Consider the following 18,967-nt stretch of genomic DNA (forward strand, 5'->3'; position numbering starts at 1 on the left):
CATGTCCCTGGCGCTCCGCCCCGAAACCCCGACCGACAGCGGGGAGATTCAACGGTTGATCACCGCCGCGTTCCAGGACGCGCCTCACACGAGCCACACCGAGCAGTTCATCGTCAACGCGCTCCGACGCGCCGGCGTGCTGTCCGTGTCCCTGGTCGCGGAGGACGACGGGGTCCTCGTCGGCCATGTCGCGCTCTCCCCCGTCAGTCTCTCCTCCGGTGAGGCGGGCTGGTATGGCCTGGGGCCCATCGCCGTGCTGCCGGAACGCCAGGGGCAGGGGATTGGCGCCCGGCTCATGACGGCGGCCCTCGCGGCGCTGCGCGACCTCGGCGCCTCGGGCTGCGTGCTGCTCGGTGATCCGGCGTTCTACCAGCGCTTCGGTTTCTCCCCTCGTCCGGAGCTGGTGCTGCCGGATGTCCCCGCCGAGTACTTCCAGGCCCTCTCCTTCACGGGACACTGGCCCGTCGCGCGAGTGGCCTATCACGACGCGTTCAACGCGACGGCGTGAGCCAAGGCCCCGACACCTGAGTCGCCGCGAGGCGCAAGGTTTTCGTTTCGGCAGCGAGGAGCCCTCCTCGGGTCCGTAGTCATTTCAGACCCGTGGTAACTCTCGATCTCCGGTTTATCGAGGATGCGCTAGGCTTTTCGCCCGACAAATCCTCGCGGGGGAAGTTCGGATGGCGGGTCCTGAATCCTCTCATTCGCCCGGGGCAGAGCCGCCTCGGACAGACGACGACGCCCTCCAGGGGGACGTCCTGGTAGCGCACCTGGCGGCGGCGCTTGCCCCGCACTACGAGGTCCGCGAGAAGCTGGGCAGTGGCGGCTTCGGCTCGGTGTATCGGGCCGTCCACACCAACACTGGTCAGGACGTGGCCATCAAGGTGCTGCGGCGCCAGTCCAGTTGGTCCACGCAGGTCGCGGCCTCCCAGGTCGCGCGCTTCGAGCGCGAGGCCGAGCTGTGCGCGGGAATCCAGCATCCGAACATCGTCCGGTTGATCGACAAGGGGCGCACCCCCACGGACCTCTACTACGCCATCTACGAGCGGGTCCCCGGCGAGACGCTGGGCAGCCTGCTCAAACGCGAGAAGTACCTGTCCGTCGACCGGGCCGCGGAGCTGATGGGCCAGGTGCTCGACGCGGTGGCCGCGGCCCACGCTCGGGGCGTCGTCCACCGTGACCTGAAGCCCGGCAACATCATGATCGTCAGCACGGGCCCGTCGACGCACGTGAAGGTGCTCGACTTCGGCATCAGCACGTTGACGCTGGAGGCGCGGGACACGGCGTTCCACAACGTCACGCGCTCGAACGAGCTCCTCGGGACGCCCCGCTACAGCGCTCCCGAGCAGCTCCGCGGGGACGTGCCCACGACCAAGACGGACCTCTACGCGTGGGGGCTCGTGTTCCTGGAGTGCATCACCGGCCACTCACCCATCTCCGGGACGACCGTCGCGGAGATCTACCAGCAGCACCTCAGCCCGGTGGAGATTCCGTTGCCGCCCAGCCTGGTCGGGCACCCGCTCGGCGAGTTCCTGCGTCGGGTGCTGCGCAAGCAGCCCGGCGAGCGCGCGGGCGACGCGGCGAAGCTCTACACCGAGTTCCGACAGCTCCACCTCGGGGACATCGTCGGCAAGCTGGGCAGCGACCGCGACATTCCCCTGGAGACCGACTTCAGCACCACCACGGTCGGCCCGCACGGGCGGATGGAGCGGCGGCAGGTGACGGCGCTGGCGCTCGTGTTGCGGTTGACGCCACTGCCCGAGCGGGTGGGCGCGCCCGACATGCTCGACCCCATCCTGCGCGACCAGCTCGACCTGTGCCGCGACGCGCTCTCCCGTTACGGGGGCACCGTCACCGGCCAGCTGGGAGACCAGTTCGTCGCGCTGTTCGGCTATCCGAGCGCCAGCGACACCGACGCCCGGCGCGCGGTGCGGACCGTGCTCGAGCTCGCCGACGACGTGCGCGCTCGGAGCCAGCGCCTGAGCGCCACCCATGGCTTGAGCCTGGAGTTCCGCATCGGCATCCACACCGGGCCGGTGACGGTGTTCCCCGGACAGGTGCCGCTCGGAATCACGCCGACCCGGGCCTTGGCCCTGGCGTCGGTCGCCGCCGCCAACACCCTGCTCGTGAGCCCGGAGAGCCAACGCATCCTGGAGCCCTTCGCCGAGTTCGAGGCGGGGGACCCGGTGTTCGTCAGCGGAGCGGCCCAGCCCATCGTCACCGCGCGGCTCGTGGGGGAGCGCCGGGGTGAGGCGCTCTCGTTCCGCCCCAACCAGTCCAGCGCCCCCTCGCTGCTGGGGCGCGCCGCGGAGCTGCGACAGCTCGAGCAGCTCGCCAGCAACCGAGGCCCCACGGCCCAGGCGGCGCTCATCGTCGGAGAGGCGGGCATCGGCAAGTCGCGGCTGGTCCGCGAGTTCCTGACAGGCGCGCGGGAGCGGGGGCAGTCCGTCCAGGAGTGCCGGTGTCTGGCCGAGCTGCGCAACACCGCGCTCTCCCCCATCCTCCCGTTGCTGCGCCGCGTCCTCGGATTGCACGGCACCGACGCGCAGCGCACCAGCGCGCAGCTCGTCTCCGCGCTGGCTCGCTACGAGCTGGCTCCCGCGCGCTTCGCGCCCGTTCTATGCACATGGCTGGCCCTCCCGCTGCCAGAGGGCATCGCGCCCGTGGCGATGGCGCCCTACCGACAGCGGGAGGTGCTGCTCGAGGCGCTGGGGGTGATTCTCTCGCGGCTGGGGGAGGGGGAGGGCGCCATCCTGCTGGTGGAGGACCTCCACTGGGCCGATCCGACGACCCTGGAGCTGCTCGGCCAATTGCTGCGAACCCCGAGCGAGCGGGCGCCGCTGCTGGTCTGCACCGCGCGACCGGAGTTCGAGCCCCAGTGGGGCGAGGTCGCGCTCACGCGCGTCAACCTCGACCGCCTCTCTCCGGACGCCGCCCAGCAGCTCGTGTTCCATAGCTGGGGCAACGGGACGCCGTCACCCGACGTGGTGGAGGCCATCGTCAGTCGCGCGGACGGCATCCCCCTCTTCGTCGAGGAGCTGACGCGGATGGTGGAGCAGGACTCCAGCGACCTGAAATCCATCCCCATCACCCTGCGTGACTCGCTGGCCGGGCGGCTCGACCGGCTGGGGGACGTCCGCGCCATCGCCCAGGTCGCCTCGGCGCTCGGCCGTGAGTTCGACGGCGCGCTGCTCCTCGCGGCCGCGGGCGCCGACGAGGCCGCGGTCGCACGGGGGCTGGAGCGGCTCATCCAGTCGCGCCTCGTCTATCTGCGCCGCAGGGTCGCGGGCTCGACGTACGTGTTCCGCCACGCGCTCATCCAGGACGCGGCCTATGACAGCATGCCTGGAGAGGTGCGGAAGCAGACCCACGCACGCATCGCCGAGGTGCTCGAGCAGCAGTTCTCCGGCACGCCCTTCTGCACCCCCGCCGAGTTGTCCCGCCACCATGCGGGCGCGGGGGCGTTCGAGGCCGCGGTCCGCCACGGGATGACGGCGGCCCAGGCCCTGCTCGACAAGAGCAGCAATGCCGAGGCCATGGCCCAGGCGGCGCAGCTCGCGGCGTGGCTGCCCGAGCTTCCCCAGGGGCTGCGCGTCGATTCGGCGCTGCGGATCAACGGCATCAAGCTGCAGGCGCTGATGTCGACCCAGGGCTGGGCGTCCGCCAACGTCCGCGAGCTGGCCGAGACGTCCCGCGGGCTGTTGCCCACCAGCAGCTCCGTCGAGCACACGGTCTCGACGCTCTTCGCCCTGTACATGCACTACCACGTCGCCTCGGACCGCGAGCGGTGCCGCCTGGTGGCCGAGGAACTGGTGGCGTTCGCCGACAACCTGGGCGACGAGGCGCTCCAGTCCGTCGCCGCGACGGCCAAGGGGGTGACCTTCCACGCCGAGGGGCGCTACTTCGACGCGGAGGTCTGGTTGGAGCGGGCGCGCCAGCTCTACAATCCCGAGCGGGACAAGCACCAGGGCCCGGTCTTCGGCATGGATTGCTACGTCTGGGCCAGCGCCCAGCTCGCGCTGGTGCAGTGGGGCATGGGGCGGAGCCGCCGCTCGCTCGAATTGGCCAACGAGGCCATCGCGTGGGCCCGGAAGCTCCAGCACATCCCCTCGCTGGGAATCTCGCTGCTCTACATCAGCCAGATCTACCAGCAGGCCAACGACAAGCCCGCGGTCCAGCGGTGGACGGGCGAGCTGCTCGAGACCTCGAAGACCTACGGCCTGCCCGCCTTCGAGGGCTATGCCGCGGCCATCGCGTCGTGGGCCGCCGGGGACCTGCAGGGGGTGCGGACCATCATCGGCATCCTCGAGTCGCTCAACTGCAACCTCATCCTGACGTACTACGGCTCGTTCCTGGCGGACATCGAGGCCGCAGCAGGCAACATCCCCCAGGCGATTGGCCACGTGGAGACGTATCTCGCGCAGTGCGTGCGGCTCGGGGAGCACATGTTCGAGGCCGAGCTCTCCCGGCGCCGCGCGATGCTCGAGATGGGGAAGCCGGCGCCGGACCTGGAGGTGGTGCGAGGGTCGTTGGTCCGCGCCGCCTCGTTGGCCCGCGAGCAGGGCATGGCCCGCTTCGAGGCCGCCGCGCTCCAGGACCATCAGCGCATCTTCGAGGACAGCGAGCCGCAGCGCGAGCGACTGGCGCATCTGTACGAGACGGTCTCCGAACTCAACCCCGCCACGATGCAAGGGTGAACCATGAACATGAACAACGAAGCGCCGTTCCCCCAACTGCGCACCGCCTATCTCCGCGCCATCGCCCAGGCGTGGCGTGAGCCGAGCTTCGAGAAGGAGCTGGTCGCCGAGTCGCTCAGGCCCCGAGGCGTGCTCGACTTCCTCGAGGAGAAGTACCACTTCAAGTTCCCCTTCGACGTGAAGCTCGTCATCAACACGACGTCGCGGCCGCAGTGGATGCCGATCGGGAGCACCGGTTGGTACGGTTTCGCCGACGGGTTCGAGCTCCACCTGCCCGAGAAGCCCGAAGACGACGCCAACTGCGCGAGCGTGCTCGCCCGTTACTGCGAGCAGTTCCCGTCCCTGCTCGGCCAGGGAGAGGACTTCGTCTCGGCGCCACCTGACTTCGCCGAGGTCGGGGTCCTCACCGGCCGCTTGCTCGCGCTGACCTGGCGCGACAAGGTCTTCGCGGACCAGCTCTTCGACGCCAAGGATGCGCGGGGGCTCTTCCAGGATGCGATGGATTGCATCCTGCCGTGGAACTTCAACCTGCGGTTCCATCGTTGGTCGGGGCCGGACAGCAAGGGACCCAACCCCATGGCCCGTCTCTTGCGAGACCCGGACACCGACGTCTACTGGAAGAGCTTCCCTCGCTCGGTCATCACGCTCCACCTGCCGCTCCGGCCGCTCCCCGTGGACGTGCAGGCCGTCGCCCTGGCCGCGTACAACGACACCGGTGGTCAGTATCCGTTCACCTGTGGCTGAGTCCGTCGCCTCGGGAGAGGGGCTCCACCGTGTCCTCCAGCTCTCTCCGAGGCTCCGTCTGGTGCCGCGGGGAGAAGCCGGAATGGGGCTGCTCCTCGGCGAGCGGGAGCACTACGTCGTGCGCGGACCCGCTGTCGCGGTGCTGGCCCGGTTGGATGGTCGCCGCGACGTGGAGCAGCTCATCGCCGCCTGCGACGACCTGCCGATGGAGTGGGTGCTCGACACCCTCGTCCAACTCGAACAGCGCGGGCTGGTCGCCGAAGTCCAGGCCGGTGAGCCCGCGCGGCTGGCCTTCGTCGACGGGCTGCGCGCTCCCGCTCGGTTGCCCCCTGTGGACCTGGTGGACGCCGGAGTGGGGGCGGAGGTGATGGCGACGGTGGCCGTGGCCTTTCGCGGTGCCGGCTTCGAGCTGGCAGGGGAAGGGACTCGGGTCGTCGTCGCCGCGGACCTCACGGCGTCGCTGTGCGTGGCGCGCGCGGAAGACGCGCTTCGTGCCGGGCGAGCCGCCTTCCTGGTCCAGCCATCGGGCCTTCGTCCACTGTTGGGGCCGCTCTTCACGGGGGCGCTGGCGCGACCCTGCCCACGGTGTCTCAGTCACGCCCTCGAGGAGCAGCGGCCCGTCGAGCGGTGGCTCCTGCGTGATTCGCCCGAGGGGGAGCGGCTGGCGCCTCCCACCGCCGCGCTCCCCTCGAGTGTCGCGGCGGCGGCCCATCTGGCGGCCATCGAGCTGCTTCGACTCATGGGCCTGCGCGAGCCCCCCGCGCGACTGTGGACGCTGGACCTCCCGCGCTTCGAGCTGCGCGAGCATCCGGTTCGCCACCGCCCCCAGTGTCCTGGCTGTGGAGACCCGGGGTTGCAGGCGGCGATGGGGGCACGGCCCGTGACGCTCGCGTCGGTCAGGGTTGGGGCCTCGGACGATGGCGGGCTCCGGCGCGAGCCGCCTGGCGTCAGTCTCACGCGGCTGGCGCAGCTGGTCAGCCCGGTGCTCGGCCCGGTGACCCACCTGTCGCCGATGCCGGACCGTCACGGAGAGGGCCACCCCGTGTTCAGCTCCGGCTTCCTCGTCGTCCCCGGCTCGGGCCCCCCGTCGTTCGACCGGCGCTGCGCGGGCAAGGGTTGCACTCCGGACCAGGCCCGCATGAGCGCACTGGCCGAGGCCATCGAGCGGACCAGCGGCGTCTATCGCGGTGACGAGGCGGCGCGCCAGGCACGCTTCGAGGAGCTCGCCGGCGAGGCCCTCCACCCCGATGTGTTGCACCTCTTCAGCGCGGCCCAGCAGGCCCGGGGGCTGGCTCCGCCCCGCCTGTCGCCAGAGACCCTCACGACGTGGACTCCCGCGTGGTCGCTGACCCACGACCGTCGCAGGTGGGTGCCGCTGGCGTACTGCTATGGCGAGGCGCCCGATGCACGTGGCGCGGGCTATTGCAGGCCTTCCTCGAACGGCAGCGCGGCGGGGAGTTGTCTGGAGGAGGCCATCCTCCAAGGCCTGTTCGAACTCATCGAGCGCGACGCGGTGGCCATCTGGTGGTACGGCCGGGTCCGTCGGCCCGCGGTGTCCGTGCCCGAATCGGCGCGGGTGTACTTCGAGCAGCAGCGTGCGCGCCATGCGGCGCGGGGCTGGTCCATGTGGGCGCTCGACCTGACCCACGACCTGGGCCTCCCGGTGGTTGTCGCCATCACCGCGCAGACCGCTGGCGAACGGTTCGCGATGGGCTTCGGGGCCCACTCCGACCCGGCGCTCGCGCTTCGCCGAGCGGTCTCCGAGCTCGCCCAGGTGTTCGACCCTCATGGCACCACCCCGAGCCCCTGGGATGGCATGGCCGCGTCGCGACTGCTCCACCTCCAGCCCGATGACGGCGCCCTTCCGGTCGCCCCGGTGGCCTCCGTCCCCAGCGATGACCTGAAGGACCATGTCATGACCTGGGTGCGCCGCCTCGAGGCGCGAGGATTGGAGACGGTCGTCGTGGACAAGACCCGTCCGGACCTGGGGTTGTGTGTGGCCCAGGTCATCGTCCCGGGGCTGCGTCACCCTTGGCCGCGCCTCGGGCCCGGCCGCCTCTACAGCGTGCCGGTCACCCTCGGCTGGTGGTCCCGCCCGCTCGCGGAGGATGAACTCCACCCGGATCCACTGCTCGTGTAGAGGCCCGCATGCGAAATGGTATCGCCATCATCGACGTCGACCGCCACGTCATGGAGCCCATGGCGATGTGGCGCGAATACCTGCCCGCGAAGTACCACGGGGTCGCGCCGGAGGTCCGTCCGCTGTCACCGCCTGGTGAATCGGTGCTCGCCCGGCTCGAGCGGTTGGGGGACCACGCGCTGTTGCCCACGCCGCCGGTGGTGGCGGTGGAGGGCAAGCCCATCTGGCGTGGGATGACGGAGGTCGGCTACATCGAGGTCGGGTTGCACAGCCAGGGACACCGCGAGGAGCTGCTCGCGGCCGAGTCGGCGGCGGGGCAGGTGGGGACGATGGACGCGTCGGGCGTCGACATCGCCATGCTGCTGCCCACGTACGCGGGGTACCTCGTCTACGACGACGACATCGACGCGGCCCGCTCGCGCGCGTACGCATCGGCCTACAACCGCTGGCTCGCGGACCAGTGCCGGCAGCGGCCCGACCGCCTGCTGGGGGCCGCCATCATCTCCCGCCACGAGCCGGAGCACATGGTCGCGGACCTGGAGGCCGGGCTGCGGGAGGGCCTGCGGGCCGCGGTGCTGAGGCCGAACCCCGTGCGGGGCCGGACCCTCGGCGCGCCGGAGCTGGAGCACTTCTTCGCGGCCTGTGAGGCCGCCGACGTGCCCGTGCTGCTCCACGAGGGGGCCCACACCCGCGCGGAGACGGCGGGGGCGTCCCGCTTCGAGACGCACTTCGCCCAGCACGCCTGTTCGCATCCGATGGAGGCGATGATGGCCCTGCTCGCGCTGCTGGAGGGGGGCGTGCTCGAACGGCACCCGAAGCTGCGCGTGGCGCTGCTCGAGGCGGGCTGCGGTTGGTTGCCCTACTGGCTGTGGCGGCTCGACGAGCTGGAGTACGCGCAGTTGAGCAACGAGGTCGCGGGACGCGTGAACCGGCGACCCTCCGAGTACTTCCGGCGACAGTGCTGGATTGCGTTCGAGCCCGACGAGGTCCTGCTGCGCGCCAACGTCGACGCCATCGGCCTGGACCGGGTGGTGTTCGGGTCGGACTTCCCTCACGTCGACCATGACACGAACATCGTCGAGCGGCTCTTCGCGCCCGGGGCGCCGCTCGACGCGCCGCGGCTGCGTGCCGCGCTCTGGGACAACCCGGCGCGGCTGCTCGGGGGTGGGCTCACGGTGCCCGTGACGGCGCGGCCGGCGCTGGGTTCGGCAGGGCGATGATGAACTCGGTGAAGCTGCCGAGGACCGACTCGGCGCGCAGGGTGCCCCGGTGTCCCTGCACCACGATGTCGTGACTGAGTGAGAGGCCGAGCCCCGTGCCCTGGCCGGGGGGCTTGGTGGAGAAGAAGGGGTCGAAGATTCTCGCCAGGTCCTCCTCCCGGATGCCCGTCCCGTTGTCGCGGATGCGCACCAGGAGGTGCTGGTCGGTCTGCTGGGTCTGGACGCGCAGGACGGGGACGTACTCGGGCCCGCTCCGCAGCCGCTTCTGCTGCATGGCGTACAGCGCGTTGTCGACGATGTTGATGAACACGCGACTCAGGTCGGTGCCCACGACCTGGGTTCGTTCGAGCGACGGGGCGTACTCTGCCTCCACGTGGACCTGCAGCTCGGCGTAACCCCGTCCTCCCGCGGCCAGCCGCACGCTCTCGGCCAGCATGGCGTTGAGGTTGGACTCGGACCGGCCACCGGTCTTCCCCCGCGCGTGCATCAACATCCCTTGGATGACCGAGTCCGCTCGGCGACCGTGCTCGCGGATGCGCGCGATGTTCCCGCTCAACAGGGTGAGGTTCTCCTGGATGTGGGGCAGGGCGTCGGGCTCCGGCAACCGGGGGAGCTCCACCAGCGCGCTGGAGAGCTCGGCCACCAACTCCTCCGAGAGGCCCGCGAAGTTGTTCATGAAGTTGAGCGGGTTGCGCAGCTCATGGGCGACGCCCGAGACGAGTGCGCCGAGCGAGGCCAGCTTCGCCTCCATGATGAGTCGCATCCGCTCGCTCGTCTCCTGCTCGATGCGCCGGTAGAGCATCGAGTTCTCGATGGCGAGCGCCGCATGGCTGGCGACGATGACGAGGAACTCCAGATCCTCCTCGGAGAAGCGGTTCGGGACGGAGAGGTTGTCGACGTAGAGGATGCCCATGACGTCGTCCCGGGGCTTCAAGGGGACACACATCACGGCCCGGATGGAGTGGTGGATGACCGACGCGGCATCGTCGATGCGAGGGTCCTCGACGGCGTCCGAGAAGAGCGCCGCGAGGCCCGAGACGCGCACGTACTCGACGATGCGCTGGCTGTACGAAACAGGGCCGCTGGGAGGCCCGCGCGTGGACCGGGAGGCCTTCGCCTCGGGCAGGCCCGACTGCGGATCGATGAGCAGGATGACGCTGCGGTCCGCGTCGAAGATGCGGAAGACGACGTCCAGCACCTTCTGGAACAGGACCTCCAGCGACCCGGGGACACCGAGGATGCGGCTGACCTCGAGGAGGATCTGCAGCTTGTCCTGTGCCTTCGCGAGCGCGGCCTCGCGTTGGAGGCTCTGCAAGTGCTTCGTCCTGCCCAGCAGTTGCTCCAGGTCCAATCGGAGCATCTCCCGGACGACGGTGGGGCGCAGGGCCGAGGTGTCCTGGGGCTCCTCCGGCTCCACGGGGCGCTGGACGGCGCCCGGCCTGGCGGGGCGGTGCTCCAGGACGAAGGTGAAGGAGGCGTTGCCGAGCAGGACCGTGTCCTCGTCCTGGAGCTCCTGATGCTGGACCCGCCCCCCGTTGATGAACGTGCCGTTCTTGCTGTCCAGGTCGGTCAGGATGAACCGGCTGTCCACCTGCTCGATGCGGGCGTGGATGCGCGAGAGCCCCCGGTGGGTGATGGAGACCTCGCACTCCGGCGCGCGCCCGACATGGATGGGATGCACACCCAGCTCGTAGCGCCTCTCGTCGGCCTGGCCGCGATTGTAGATGAGCAGGGCCATTCGAAGGCGCCTCCGTGGCTCGGAATGATAGCCGTAAGGCCATGCCGGGAGGCAGGGGGGCTCAGCATCATCCTCCTGCTCCGGCGGCTCCTCGACTGGGAGCCCGCCGGGAGGTGTTCACACGCGAGGTTCAGCCCAGCGTGCCGCGGAAGCCGATGGGTTGCTCGCCGCTGTAGGTCATGGTCCCCATCAGGGTCTTCCCACCATTGCTGGAGCTGACGTCGATGGCGACGACGTTCTGCCCTGGCCGGAAGCCGATGATCCACTGCCCTCCGGGATTCCACGCGGCGGACGTGCCGCCCCATTGGTTCTCCACGGCGTAGGTGCCCGCTCCGGACAGGCTGCCCCGGAATCCGATGGGCTGCTCACCGTCGTAGGTCATCGTCCCCGTCAGCGTCTTTCCGCCGTCGGGGGAGGTGACCTTCAGCGCGACGATGTTCTGCCCCTTGCGCGCCCCGAGGCTCCAGAGTCCGCCGGCATTCCAGGGCGCGGAGGTTCCGCCCCACTGGTTCTCGACCGAGTAGGGGCCGCCATGCACCAGCTCGCTCTTGAACCCGATGGGCTTCTCACCCGAGTAGGTCATCGTCCCGACCAACGACTGGCCGCCGTCGCTGGAGGTGACGTCGATGGCGATGACGTTCTGGCCCACCCGGTAGCCGAGGAGGAAGGTGCCGCCCGGGTTCCAGGGCGCGGAGGAGCCGCCCCACTGGTTCTCCACCTGGTAGTTGTTCGCGCCGGTGAGGGTGCCGCGGAAGCCGATGGGCTTCTCGCCTGCATACGTCATGGTTCCCGTCAGCGTCTTGCCTCCATCGCTGGAGGTGACATTCAGCGCGATGACGTTCTGGGTGGGGCGGTTTCCAATCACCCACATGCCCCCCGGATTCCAGGACGCGGACGACCCTCCCCACTGGTTCTGAACGCTATACGTAGACATTGCTGGCATTCCTTTGCTGGTGGACCTGATGCGAGGGAACAGCAGGCGGAATCCAGGACACGGGAACTGGCTGGGTTCCGCGCCGCCGATGGTCGATTCGGGGGCGGATGCGTGTCTACGCACGTGGAACGATGTGGCCATCCTTCGACATATCGAGTGGCCAGGAGCGCACCTGGAAGCGCATGTCGGGGTAGGGGGAATGTATAGGATTGAACCCGCCCCTCGGCCCCGCGGGAGTGGGGGACGCCGAGGGCGGCCGGGGGTGGCTTCACCGCCGGTCAGGTCGTTCGATGTCGGCCTCGTCGGATGAACCGCCACCTGCCCATGCGACGAAGCACGATGAATCCCAGTGAGAGGAGCGCCACGGCGAAGCCCGCGGGGCGCAGCATCGCGCCGAGGGTCCCCGCGGCGCCGACCGTCACTCCGAGCACCGGCAGGTACGCGACGAGGCACAACGGGCATTTCGGGAGGAGCGCGGCCATGAGCCCCAGACCCAGCGATACGGTGGGAGCACGCACGGCCGGGCGGTGCCCCATCTGGGCGCTTGCCTCATGCTCAGGGGCCATACTCGTCCCGCAGGCGAACCCAGTGCATCGGCGAGGGCAACCCGTCTTCGTCTCGGCCCTTCGGGACGAGGTCGAGGAGCTGATAGCCCGTGTTGAGCGGCTCGATGCCTCGCCCGTAGGTCCCATACGTGTGGAAGACGTCTCCGTGTTCATCCTTCGAGAAGACACTGAAGCCCGGCATGTCCGAAGGGGCGTGCGGCAGCGGCGCGTAGTTGTAGACGGCGTCGCCACGCGCCACGGCGTCTGCTCGGAAGGACACGTGGAAGTCGAAGTTGAACTCGCTTCCCTGCGATGACACCCACTTGAAGCGCCAGCCCATCCGCTGCCGGAACGCCTGCAGCTTCGGCAGCTCCGCGCGTGAGATGGCGACGAAGCTGACGTCCCGTTGCCGCAGGTGCTCGACGGCTCCGTTGAAGGAGTCGGCCCAGAACGAACAGCTCTTGCATCCCTTCTCCCATTCGGGGGCGAACATGAAGTGGTAGACGAGCAACTGGCTTCGGCCCGCGAAGAGCTGGGCGAGCGTCTCCTTGCCTTCGGGGCCCTCGAACACGTATGGCTCGGTCACACGCAGCCAGGGCAGCGTGCGGCGCGTGGCGCTCAGCTCGTCGCGCAGGCGCGTGAGGGCCTTCTCCTTCGCCAACAGCTCCGTGCGTGCGGCCAGCCACTCACTCCTCGACTCCGTCTTGGCGTGTGTCACCGTGATTCCTCTGCTGGGGTGGATGGCCCCAGACGTAATGGATGGGACGCTTGAGCCGGGAGTAACAAAGGCGACGGGCTTCCCAACGCGGAAGGGGTGCCGGAGGATGCGCGTCATGGATGCGCTCATCACGGCGGCGGCCCGGGCACTGGGGGAGGGAGACCCGCTGGGGGCACTCCAGCGCGTGGCACTCCGGGAGGACGCGCCTGCGTTGGCCGTGAGGGGCATCGCCATGGCGCAGATGGGGGTGTTCGCGAAGGCGACGCAGCTCCTGCGGCGCGCGGCTCGGGCCTACGGCTCCAGTGACGCCCTCGCGCGGGCTCGCTGCAACGTCGCGGAGGCGGAGGTGGCGCTCGCGTCTCGGGACTTCGGAGGCGCCGACCTCACGCTCGGCGAAGCGCTTCGCACGTTCCTTCTCCATGGTGACTCGCGGAACGCGCGCTACACGCGGTTGTTGCAGGCGCGGCGAGCCCTGTTGCTGGGACGCGTCGACGAGGCCGCGCGGGCCATGGCCGAGCTCGACCTCCTGGGTGCATCCGCGATGACACTGGCTGTCGCGCATCTGCTGGAACTCGAGGTGGCGCTGCGGCGAGGGGCCACCCGTGCGGCCCGCGTCGCACTCGAACACGCGCGGAGCGCCGCTGGACGTGCGCGCATCCCCTCGCTCGACGCCGAGGTCGAGCATGCCGCTCGTGTCCTGAGCCTCCCCGCCGCGCGAGTCATCGCCCGGGGGGAGGCGAGGCTGGTCGGGCTCGATGAGGTCGAGGCGCTGCCAGGCTCGGGGCACCTCGTCGTCAACGCCTGCCGGCGAACGGTCCACGCGCGCGGGCGCGTCGTGACGCTGTCCACTCGCCCCGTGCTGTTCGAACTCCTGCGCGTCCTGGCCGAGCGCTGGCCTGGTGCGGCCTCGCGAGATGACTTCGCCTGGCGCGTCTTCGGAGCGCGGCGCGTGAATGCATCTCATCGCGTGCGCCTGCGAGTCGAGCTGGGCCGCCTGAGAGCGCAGTTGCGCGACCTGGCGGAGATCCGGGCAACCCCGCTCGGCTTCATCCTGGCTCCGCGGGAATCGATGGAGGTGCGGGTCCTCGCGCCACCCATCGAGGGAGCGGGTGGTGGGGTGTTGGCGCTGCTCGCGGACGGCGAACATTGGTCGACTTCGTCGCTCGCGCTCGCGCTCGGTGCAAGTCAACGCACGGTGCAACGCGTCCTCTCCGCGCTGGCGGAGGACGGACAGGTCCGCGCGCTCGGCGGTGGCCGCGCGCGACGCTGGGTGGCGCCTCCTGTCAGTGGCTTCACGACGACGTTGTTACTCCCGACTTCCACCCTCTTCGAGTAGAGCGGGGCGAGGGCCGGAGCACGGACATGGACAAGACGCGGAGCGAGGCGGAGGAAGAGGTACAGCCAGCGGAGATTCTCCGTGAGTACGGCCCATTCGATGCCGCCTCGCGTGTCCATGGCGTGACGTATGACGGCGCGAACGTCTGGTTCGCCGGGGGCGAGACGCTTCAGGCCTTCGACCCGGTGAGCGGCGCGCCCGTGCGCACCCTCGACGTTCCATGCGACGCGGGGACCGCCTTCGATGGCCGGCATCTCTTTCAGCTCGGAGAGGGCGTCATCCGGAAGATCGACCCTGGGACGGGACAGGTGCTGAAGGTCGTGCCTGCCCCTGGCCATGGCAACGACTCGGGGCTCACCTGGGCCGAGGGGTTTCTATGGGTGGGGCAGTTTCGTGGCCGGGTGATTCATCAAATCGACCCCGAGACGGGCGCGGTCCTGCGCACCATCGAATCCAAGCGCTTCGTCACTGGCGTGACGTGGGTGGAGGGCGAGTTGTGGCATGGCACCGCGGAAGGTGATTCGAGTGACATCCGACGAATCGACCCGAAAGACGGTCGCGTGCTGGTCCGGCTCACGCTGCCGGAGGGCATGACCGTCACGGGGCTCGAGTCGGACGGCGGCGACATCTTCTACGCGGGTGGGGGGCCGAGCCGCACGGTTCGCGCCGTGAAGAGGCCCCGGCGCCCGCGCCGCTGACGTCGTGACTCCAGGCTGTCCCTGGTGCTGCGTTCGTGGCCTACGCCCTGGAACCGGACGCATGGGTGTGTATGCCGGAAACCCGCGTCGGGCGTCCTCCCAGGATGGAGGGTGAGCGCCGAGGCAGCTCCATGCCGCAAGGGGGCCTGCCGCCCTCTGGCAACGCCGCGACCCGGTTCGTTTCGGGGCTCCGGAAAGAGGGCCGGGCACCCACCTCCTTCGCACGAGGAGTCTCCGCCATGAACATGAAGGTCAGGGTGCCGTTGATGCTCGCGTTGTGGGTGGTAGGTCTCGTGGGCGCGAGTTGCACGAAGTCGGAGGCGGTCTCTGAGCCTGGGGTGTTCGCTCAGCCCATCGGAGCCCTCGCCGCGCTCCTGGAGGCCGGGTACGTCTATCCGGAAGTCGGAACGAGATACGCGACCCGGTTGCGAGACAACCTCGCCCAGGGGGCCTATCGCGAGTACGTGGCTCAAGCCGATCTGGCCATGCGCTTGACGTCCGACCTCCAGGCGGTCTCTCCCGATGGACACCTGCGAGTCGTGACGACCGAGCAGGGGCCGAGCGCTGGTGGCCCTCCTCGCCCCGAGCCTGTTTCGGAGGCCAGATGGCTCTCGGAGGGGATCGCCCATATCCGTATCAACGGGTTCCCCGGTGATGACGCGACCGTCGAGCGCGTGGACCAGTTCATGAAGGAGCACGCGACGGCTCGGGTGCTCATCATCGATGCCCGGACGCATGGTGGTGGGGGCACGCGGGAGATGAACGTCCTGCTGCCCTATCTCTTCGACCAGGAGACGGTCCTGGCGTACATGGACGCTCCCGAACGCAACCTCGAGCTCAGGTGCCTGCCGCCCGCGGACCCCACGCTGCGAGAGGTGCAAGGTCCCGAGGGCATCTATCGACGAGCCCACCTGGTCCGGCCCAATCCCGACGAGTCCCGACTGTTTGGAGCGCAGGTGTTCTATCTCACCTCGAAGCGGACCGCGTCCGCGGCGGAGCACCTGGCGTTGGCGCTCCAGCGCACGGGACGCGCCACGCTGGTCGGAGAGCCCACGGCGGGCGCCAACCACTTCTCCTGCCTGCGAGAGCTTGGAGACGGGCTGGCCGTGGTCCTTCCCGTGGGAAGGACCGTGGACCCAGACACGGAGCAGGATTGGGAGGGCGTGGGCATCCTCCCCGACATCGAGGTTCCCGCCGATGACGCGCTGGAGGAGGTGCTCGCGCGCGTCAAGTGACACGGGGGCGGGTCGGCGTCACTGCTCGTCGACCCGCAACAGCGAGACCTTGTAGCCCATCCGAGTCAACCGGTCCGAGGCGTGGCTGAGGCTGAGCTGGCTGAAGAACGGCAGGGACAGCGGCCACTGCGCGTTCGGTTTGGTGATGATGGCGAAGACGACCTCGAAGTCCCTGGCCACGGGCTGCTCCTTCGGAATGAGCGCCGCGAGCTTCGGGCTGGTTGCGGCGACGAGGTTTCGTGCCTGGAGCCGGAGGTCCTCATCCATGAGGAAGGACTCCGCGGCGACGACGCCCTGAGAGAAGAGGTGGCTCAGGGTGGCCGACTTGGTCCTGCGCTTCACGTGGACGAGCTGCCGGTCCCGGGTGAACAGATCGCAGACCTCGATGCGACTCGTGGCGCCCTTCACCTGCGCGTTCTTGCGGTCCATCAAGGCCAAGGCCTTGTTCCCCGTGGCGACTCGAATGTTGAAGTCGTCCTCCCGCTCGCTTGGCTGGGCGGGAGGGAGCACCAGGGTCGCTGGGTTGATCTGCCGAACCTTGTCCTGGATCCTCCCCGCGAAGCTCCGAGCGACACGGAACCACTCGCCACTGGAGAGGACGTACAGCTCATCTCGTTGCTCCATTTCGAGCACGATGGAGTCGTAGATGCGCCACTTGGAGATTGGGGCGGTGCCACCCGTGTGGTGGAACTGGAGTTGATGCTTCTTCAGCTGGCTCAGGGAGACCTGGCCTGGGTCCTTCAGTGTCTTCAGATAGTCCTCGACGAGGAGGTCATATCGGGGGACGGGGGCCTTCTCGGTCGAGAACGAGAACCCCTCCAGCAACTCCGAATCGATGACTTCTGGCGGCGCGATGTGGAGCGTGTCGAGCTGGTTTTGTCGAAGCTGCTCGACCAGCGAGGCATCCAGGGTATCGACCAGGGCCGGGTCACGAATCGCCCGCAGGTGGTCGAACCACGGGAACGACTTCTTGTACTCCTGACTCTTGTACGCCTTCAGCAGCGCCTTGCACTTGGCGCCAATGTCCTCGACCTGGAGCTTGGCGCTCAACCAGAGCGAGTCCGACCCCACGAGCCGGGTCGCCAGGCGGGGGTCGAGCGGCTTGCCCGTCAGGAGTCGGAGGATGTCCTGGTTGACGTTGATGGAGAAGGTCTCCAGCGGCGTCCCCCGACTGGCCTGCCGCCGCGTGTGGAGCGTGAGCTCCTCCACCGTCCGTGCGTCGATGCTCCGCAACTGGCTCGGGTCCACCGAGTTCAGGACGACGCGGAGTCCGAAGTCCCGCTCGAAGCAGTCGGGACGTAACAGGCTGCGCCCGTGTCCGAACGTCACGGCGAAAAGGCGCTTGGATTCGCTGACGAAGAGGACCGCCATGATGTTGGTGCTCAGGGGCGCCGACGGTTTGCTCGCCAGTCCCTCCGCGATGAAGTCCAGCCAGACAGGGGAGCGGGACTTCTTCGATTGATAGAAGAAGTCCGCGGAGTAGGGGAGTTGGGGAGACGTCGGGACCTGCTTCGTCGCGGAGTCCTGCTTGAGGCAATCGGCCGTGGTGAGGCCCTCCTTGATCAAGAGGACGTTGAGATGCCTGACGCGGACCGCGCTGGATGTGGCCATCTTCACTCCTGTGTCTGGGAATCGAAATGTCGGGTGAGCGACAGCGAGGTCTTGCGCCGCTGGCGGACAGGGAAGGATTCTGGAGTCAAGCCCTGAGCTGTCCCCCTGGCGGGGGAGGGACAGGCATTCAGGGGATGTCTATGGATGGACCGGTCAGCAGGGCGGTCTCGCGGACGGGTTTGACCAGAAAGGACGGATGTACATGCCGGTGAACTTCAGCGCACGCGAATGGATGCTCAGGGAACGCGTCATCGAGGCCTTCCACAGCGACTTGTCCCTCTCCACGGCGCTCGAGGCGGCCCGGATCCCGCTCCTCGAACTGCTACCCGCTGACCACATGGCGATGTGCCTCATGACGCTCGGATTGAGCGTGGAGTTCAAATGGCTGGTCCCTGGCCATCGACTCACGCTGCTGGACGAGTACCCCAAGTGGGTCGACTCCGATTTCGTCCGAGCGCCGATCTTCGCTCGACCCAATACAGCCATTCGGGATTCGGAGATGCTCTCCCGTCGCGCGCTGGAGCACAGCGCCTTGTACCAACGGAGCCGAGAGCTGGAACTGCGTCTGGAGCACGTCATGGCGATGCTGCTGCCGGTGCCTCCTGCGCAATGTGCTGCTTTCGCCTTGTACCGGGATCGCCGGCGCCCCTTCTCCGAGAAGGACTCCGCCATGCTGACGAGCTTCGCGCGGCACATGGTGAACATGGTGCGCAACTGTCGCGACATGCAGGTCGCCACGTCCGGGGTACGTCTCCTGGAGGAACTCCACGGACGTGACGATGCCGCCTTCATCGTGGTGTCGCAGCCCTCGCGCGAGGTGCTGCGTTCGCGTCGCGCTGCCACGTTGTTCGAGAAGTGGTTCACTCCCTCGGACCTGCATGCCTCGGGAATCCCTGAGGTGCTGCATGAGCGCCTCGTCGCGTTGCCGGGTATGGATGCGGACTCGCGCCTGGACGCGAGTCTCTGGGTGTCGCTCCATGGCGACACCTACCGGGCCGTGAGATTCATCGAGCTGCCCGCGGAGGGAGATGCGCCTCGCCAGTGGGCGCTCGTCCTGTACGAGATTCCCGTCTCGATTCCCCTCCCGGAGGTGTTGCGTCGGCAGCTCACGGCACGGCAGACCGAAATCGCGAAGGGTGTCCTCCGGAATTGGTCCAACCGGACCATCGCCAATGAGTTGAGGCTCTCGGAGGAGACGGTGAAGACACACATGGGGGACATCTTCGAGCGACTCAGCATCGACAGCCGGCTCGACCTCTTCTACCAGGCGACGTACCTCAACAGGCCCATTTGAGGAACCCCGTGCGGGGCCTCTGTCGCTGCGGCGACATGGGAACTCGAATGGACAGCCCAT

At 68.8% G+C, this 18,967-nt stretch carries 13 protein-coding genes; 9 read left to right on the forward strand and 4 right to left on the reverse strand.

Features of this window, described 5'->3' with window-relative positions; all coding sequences use genetic code 11:
* Window position 1 precedes the first annotated feature (1 nt).
* The 5 genes from LZ198_RS00240 to LZ198_RS00260 all read left to right on the forward strand — a co-directional run bounded on the left by LZ198_RS00240 (window position 2) and on the right by LZ198_RS00260 (window position 8,798).
* On the forward strand, window positions 2-508 hold the full coding sequence (locus tag LZ198_RS00240) for a GNAT family N-acetyltransferase (protein ID WP_253969780.1): 507 nt from the start codon (window positions 2-4) through the stop codon (window positions 506-508).
* 169 nt (window positions 509-677) lie between these two features.
* Window positions 678-4,694, forward strand: coding sequence for a TOMM system kinase/cyclase fusion protein (locus LZ198_RS00245; protein ID WP_253969781.1), 4,017 nt, complete (start codon window positions 678-680; stop codon window positions 4,692-4,694).
* Between the two features lie 3 nt (window positions 4,695-4,697).
* Entirely contained in the window at window positions 4,698-5,438 is a 741-nt protein-coding gene (locus LZ198_RS00250) for a BMA_0021/BMA_0022 family TOMM bacteriocin (RefSeq protein WP_253969782.1), read from the forward strand.
* 82 nt (window positions 5,439-5,520) lie between these two features.
* The gene (locus tag LZ198_RS00255) at window positions 5,521-7,578 is read left to right on the forward strand and encodes a TOMM precursor leader peptide-binding protein (RefSeq protein ID WP_253969783.1); all 2,058 of its coding nucleotides are present in this window, start codon (window positions 5,521-5,523) and stop codon (window positions 7,576-7,578) included.
* A gap of 8 nt (window positions 7,579-7,586) precedes the next feature.
* Window positions 7,587-8,798 (forward strand): amidohydrolase family protein, encoded by a 1,212-nt coding sequence (locus tag LZ198_RS00260; protein WP_253969784.1) that lies wholly within the window; start codon window positions 7,587-7,589, stop codon window positions 8,796-8,798.
* On the opposite strand, the gene LZ198_RS00265 is transcribed toward LZ198_RS00260, so the two are convergent.
* The 3 genes from LZ198_RS00265 to LZ198_RS00275 form a co-directional block, all read right to left on the reverse strand.
* A complete protein-coding gene (locus LZ198_RS00265; RefSeq protein WP_253969785.1) occupies window positions 8,749-10,536 on the reverse strand; it encodes an ATP-binding protein in 1,788 nt (595 codons plus the stop codon). The two genes, LZ198_RS00260 and LZ198_RS00265, sit on opposite strands and share 50 nt — an antisense overlap.
* Before the next feature lie 130 nt (window positions 10,537-10,666).
* Window positions 10,667-11,470: a lectin OAA family protein gene (locus LZ198_RS00270; RefSeq protein ID WP_253969786.1), complete on the reverse strand. Its 804-nt coding sequence runs from the start codon at window positions 11,468-11,470 to the stop codon at window positions 10,667-10,669.
* Between the two features lie 555 nt (window positions 11,471-12,025).
* Complete coding sequence (locus LZ198_RS00275) at window positions 12,026-12,733, reverse strand: DUF899 domain-containing protein (protein WP_253969787.1); 708 nt, start codon at window positions 12,731-12,733, stop codon at window positions 12,026-12,028.
* Window positions 12,734-12,848: 115 nt separating this feature from the next.
* On the opposite strand from LZ198_RS00275, the gene LZ198_RS00280 reads away from it, so the two are divergent.
* The 3 genes from LZ198_RS00280 (at window position 12,849) to LZ198_RS00290 (ending at window position 16,002) form a co-directional block, all read left to right on the forward strand.
* Window positions 12,849-14,069 (forward strand): helix-turn-helix domain-containing protein, encoded by a 1,221-nt coding sequence (locus LZ198_RS00280; protein WP_253969788.1) that lies wholly within the window; start codon window positions 12,849-12,851, stop codon window positions 14,067-14,069.
* Window positions 14,070-14,095: 26 nt separating this feature from the next.
* Window positions 14,096-14,767, forward strand: coding sequence for a Vgb family protein (locus LZ198_RS00285; protein ID WP_253969789.1), 672 nt, complete (start codon window positions 14,096-14,098; stop codon window positions 14,765-14,767).
* 239 nt (window positions 14,768-15,006) lie between these two features.
* Complete coding sequence (locus LZ198_RS00290) at window positions 15,007-16,002, forward strand: S41 family peptidase (protein WP_253969790.1); 996 nt, start codon at window positions 15,007-15,009, stop codon at window positions 16,000-16,002.
* A gap of 18 nt (window positions 16,003-16,020) precedes the next feature.
* On the opposite strand, the gene LZ198_RS00295 is transcribed toward LZ198_RS00290, so the two are convergent.
* Window positions 16,021-17,613, reverse strand: a complete 1,593-nt coding sequence (locus tag LZ198_RS00295) for a DUF6119 family protein (RefSeq protein WP_253969791.1) — start codon at window positions 17,611-17,613, stop codon at window positions 16,021-16,023.
* Window positions 17,614-18,112: 499 nt separating this feature from the next.
* Between LZ198_RS00295 and LZ198_RS00300 the strand changes: the two genes are divergently transcribed.
* Window positions 18,113-18,907, forward strand: a complete 795-nt coding sequence (locus tag LZ198_RS00300) for a helix-turn-helix domain-containing protein (protein ID WP_253969792.1) — start codon at window positions 18,113-18,115, stop codon at window positions 18,905-18,907.
* Window positions 18,908-18,967: the final 60 nt, after the last annotated feature.

The sequence above is a fragment of the Myxococcus dinghuensis genome, from assembly GCF_024198235.1.
Classification (GTDB): Bacteria; Myxococcota; Myxococcia; order Myxococcales; family Myxococcaceae; genus Myxococcus; species Myxococcus dinghuensis.

Bases quoted from the DNA above. Each gene is read 5' to 3' on its own strand.
- LZ198_RS00245 (WP_253969781.1), top strand. From the start codon at position 678: ATGGCGGGTCCTGAATCCTCTCATTCGCCCGGGGCAGAGCCGCCTCGG.
- LZ198_RS00280 (WP_253969788.1), top strand. From the start codon at position 12,849: ATGGATGCGCTCATCACGGCGGCGGCCCGGGCACTGGGGGAGGGAGAC.
- LZ198_RS00265 (WP_253969785.1), bottom strand. From the start codon at position 10,536: ATGGCCCTGCTCATCTACAATCGCGGCCAGGCCGACGAGAGGCGCTAC.
- LZ198_RS00285 (WP_253969789.1), top strand. From the start codon at position 14,096: ATGGACAAGACGCGGAGCGAGGCGGAGGAAGAGGTACAGCCAGCGGAG.
- LZ198_RS00255 (WP_253969783.1), top strand. From the start codon at position 5,521: ATGGGGCTGCTCCTCGGCGAGCGGGAGCACTACGTCGTGCGCGGACCC.
- LZ198_RS00295 (WP_253969791.1), bottom strand. From the start codon at position 17,613: ATGGCCACATCCAGCGCGGTCCGCGTCAGGCATCTCAACGTCCTCTTG.
- LZ198_RS00270 (WP_253969786.1), bottom strand. From the start codon at position 11,470: ATGTCTACGTATAGCGTTCAGAACCAGTGGGGAGGGTCGTCCGCGTCC.
- LZ198_RS00240 (WP_253969780.1), top strand. From the start codon at position 2: ATGTCCCTGGCGCTCCGCCCCGAAACCCCGACCGACAGCGGGGAGATT.
- LZ198_RS00260 (WP_253969784.1), top strand. From the start codon at position 7,587: ATGCGAAATGGTATCGCCATCATCGACGTCGACCGCCACGTCATGGAG.
- LZ198_RS00300 (WP_253969792.1), top strand. From the start codon at position 18,113: ATGCTCTCCCGTCGCGCGCTGGAGCACAGCGCCTTGTACCAACGGAGC.
- LZ198_RS00250 (WP_253969782.1), top strand. From the start codon at position 4,698: ATGAACATGAACAACGAAGCGCCGTTCCCCCAACTGCGCACCGCCTAT.
- LZ198_RS00290 (WP_253969790.1), top strand. From the start codon at position 15,007: ATGAACATGAAGGTCAGGGTGCCGTTGATGCTCGCGTTGTGGGTGGTA.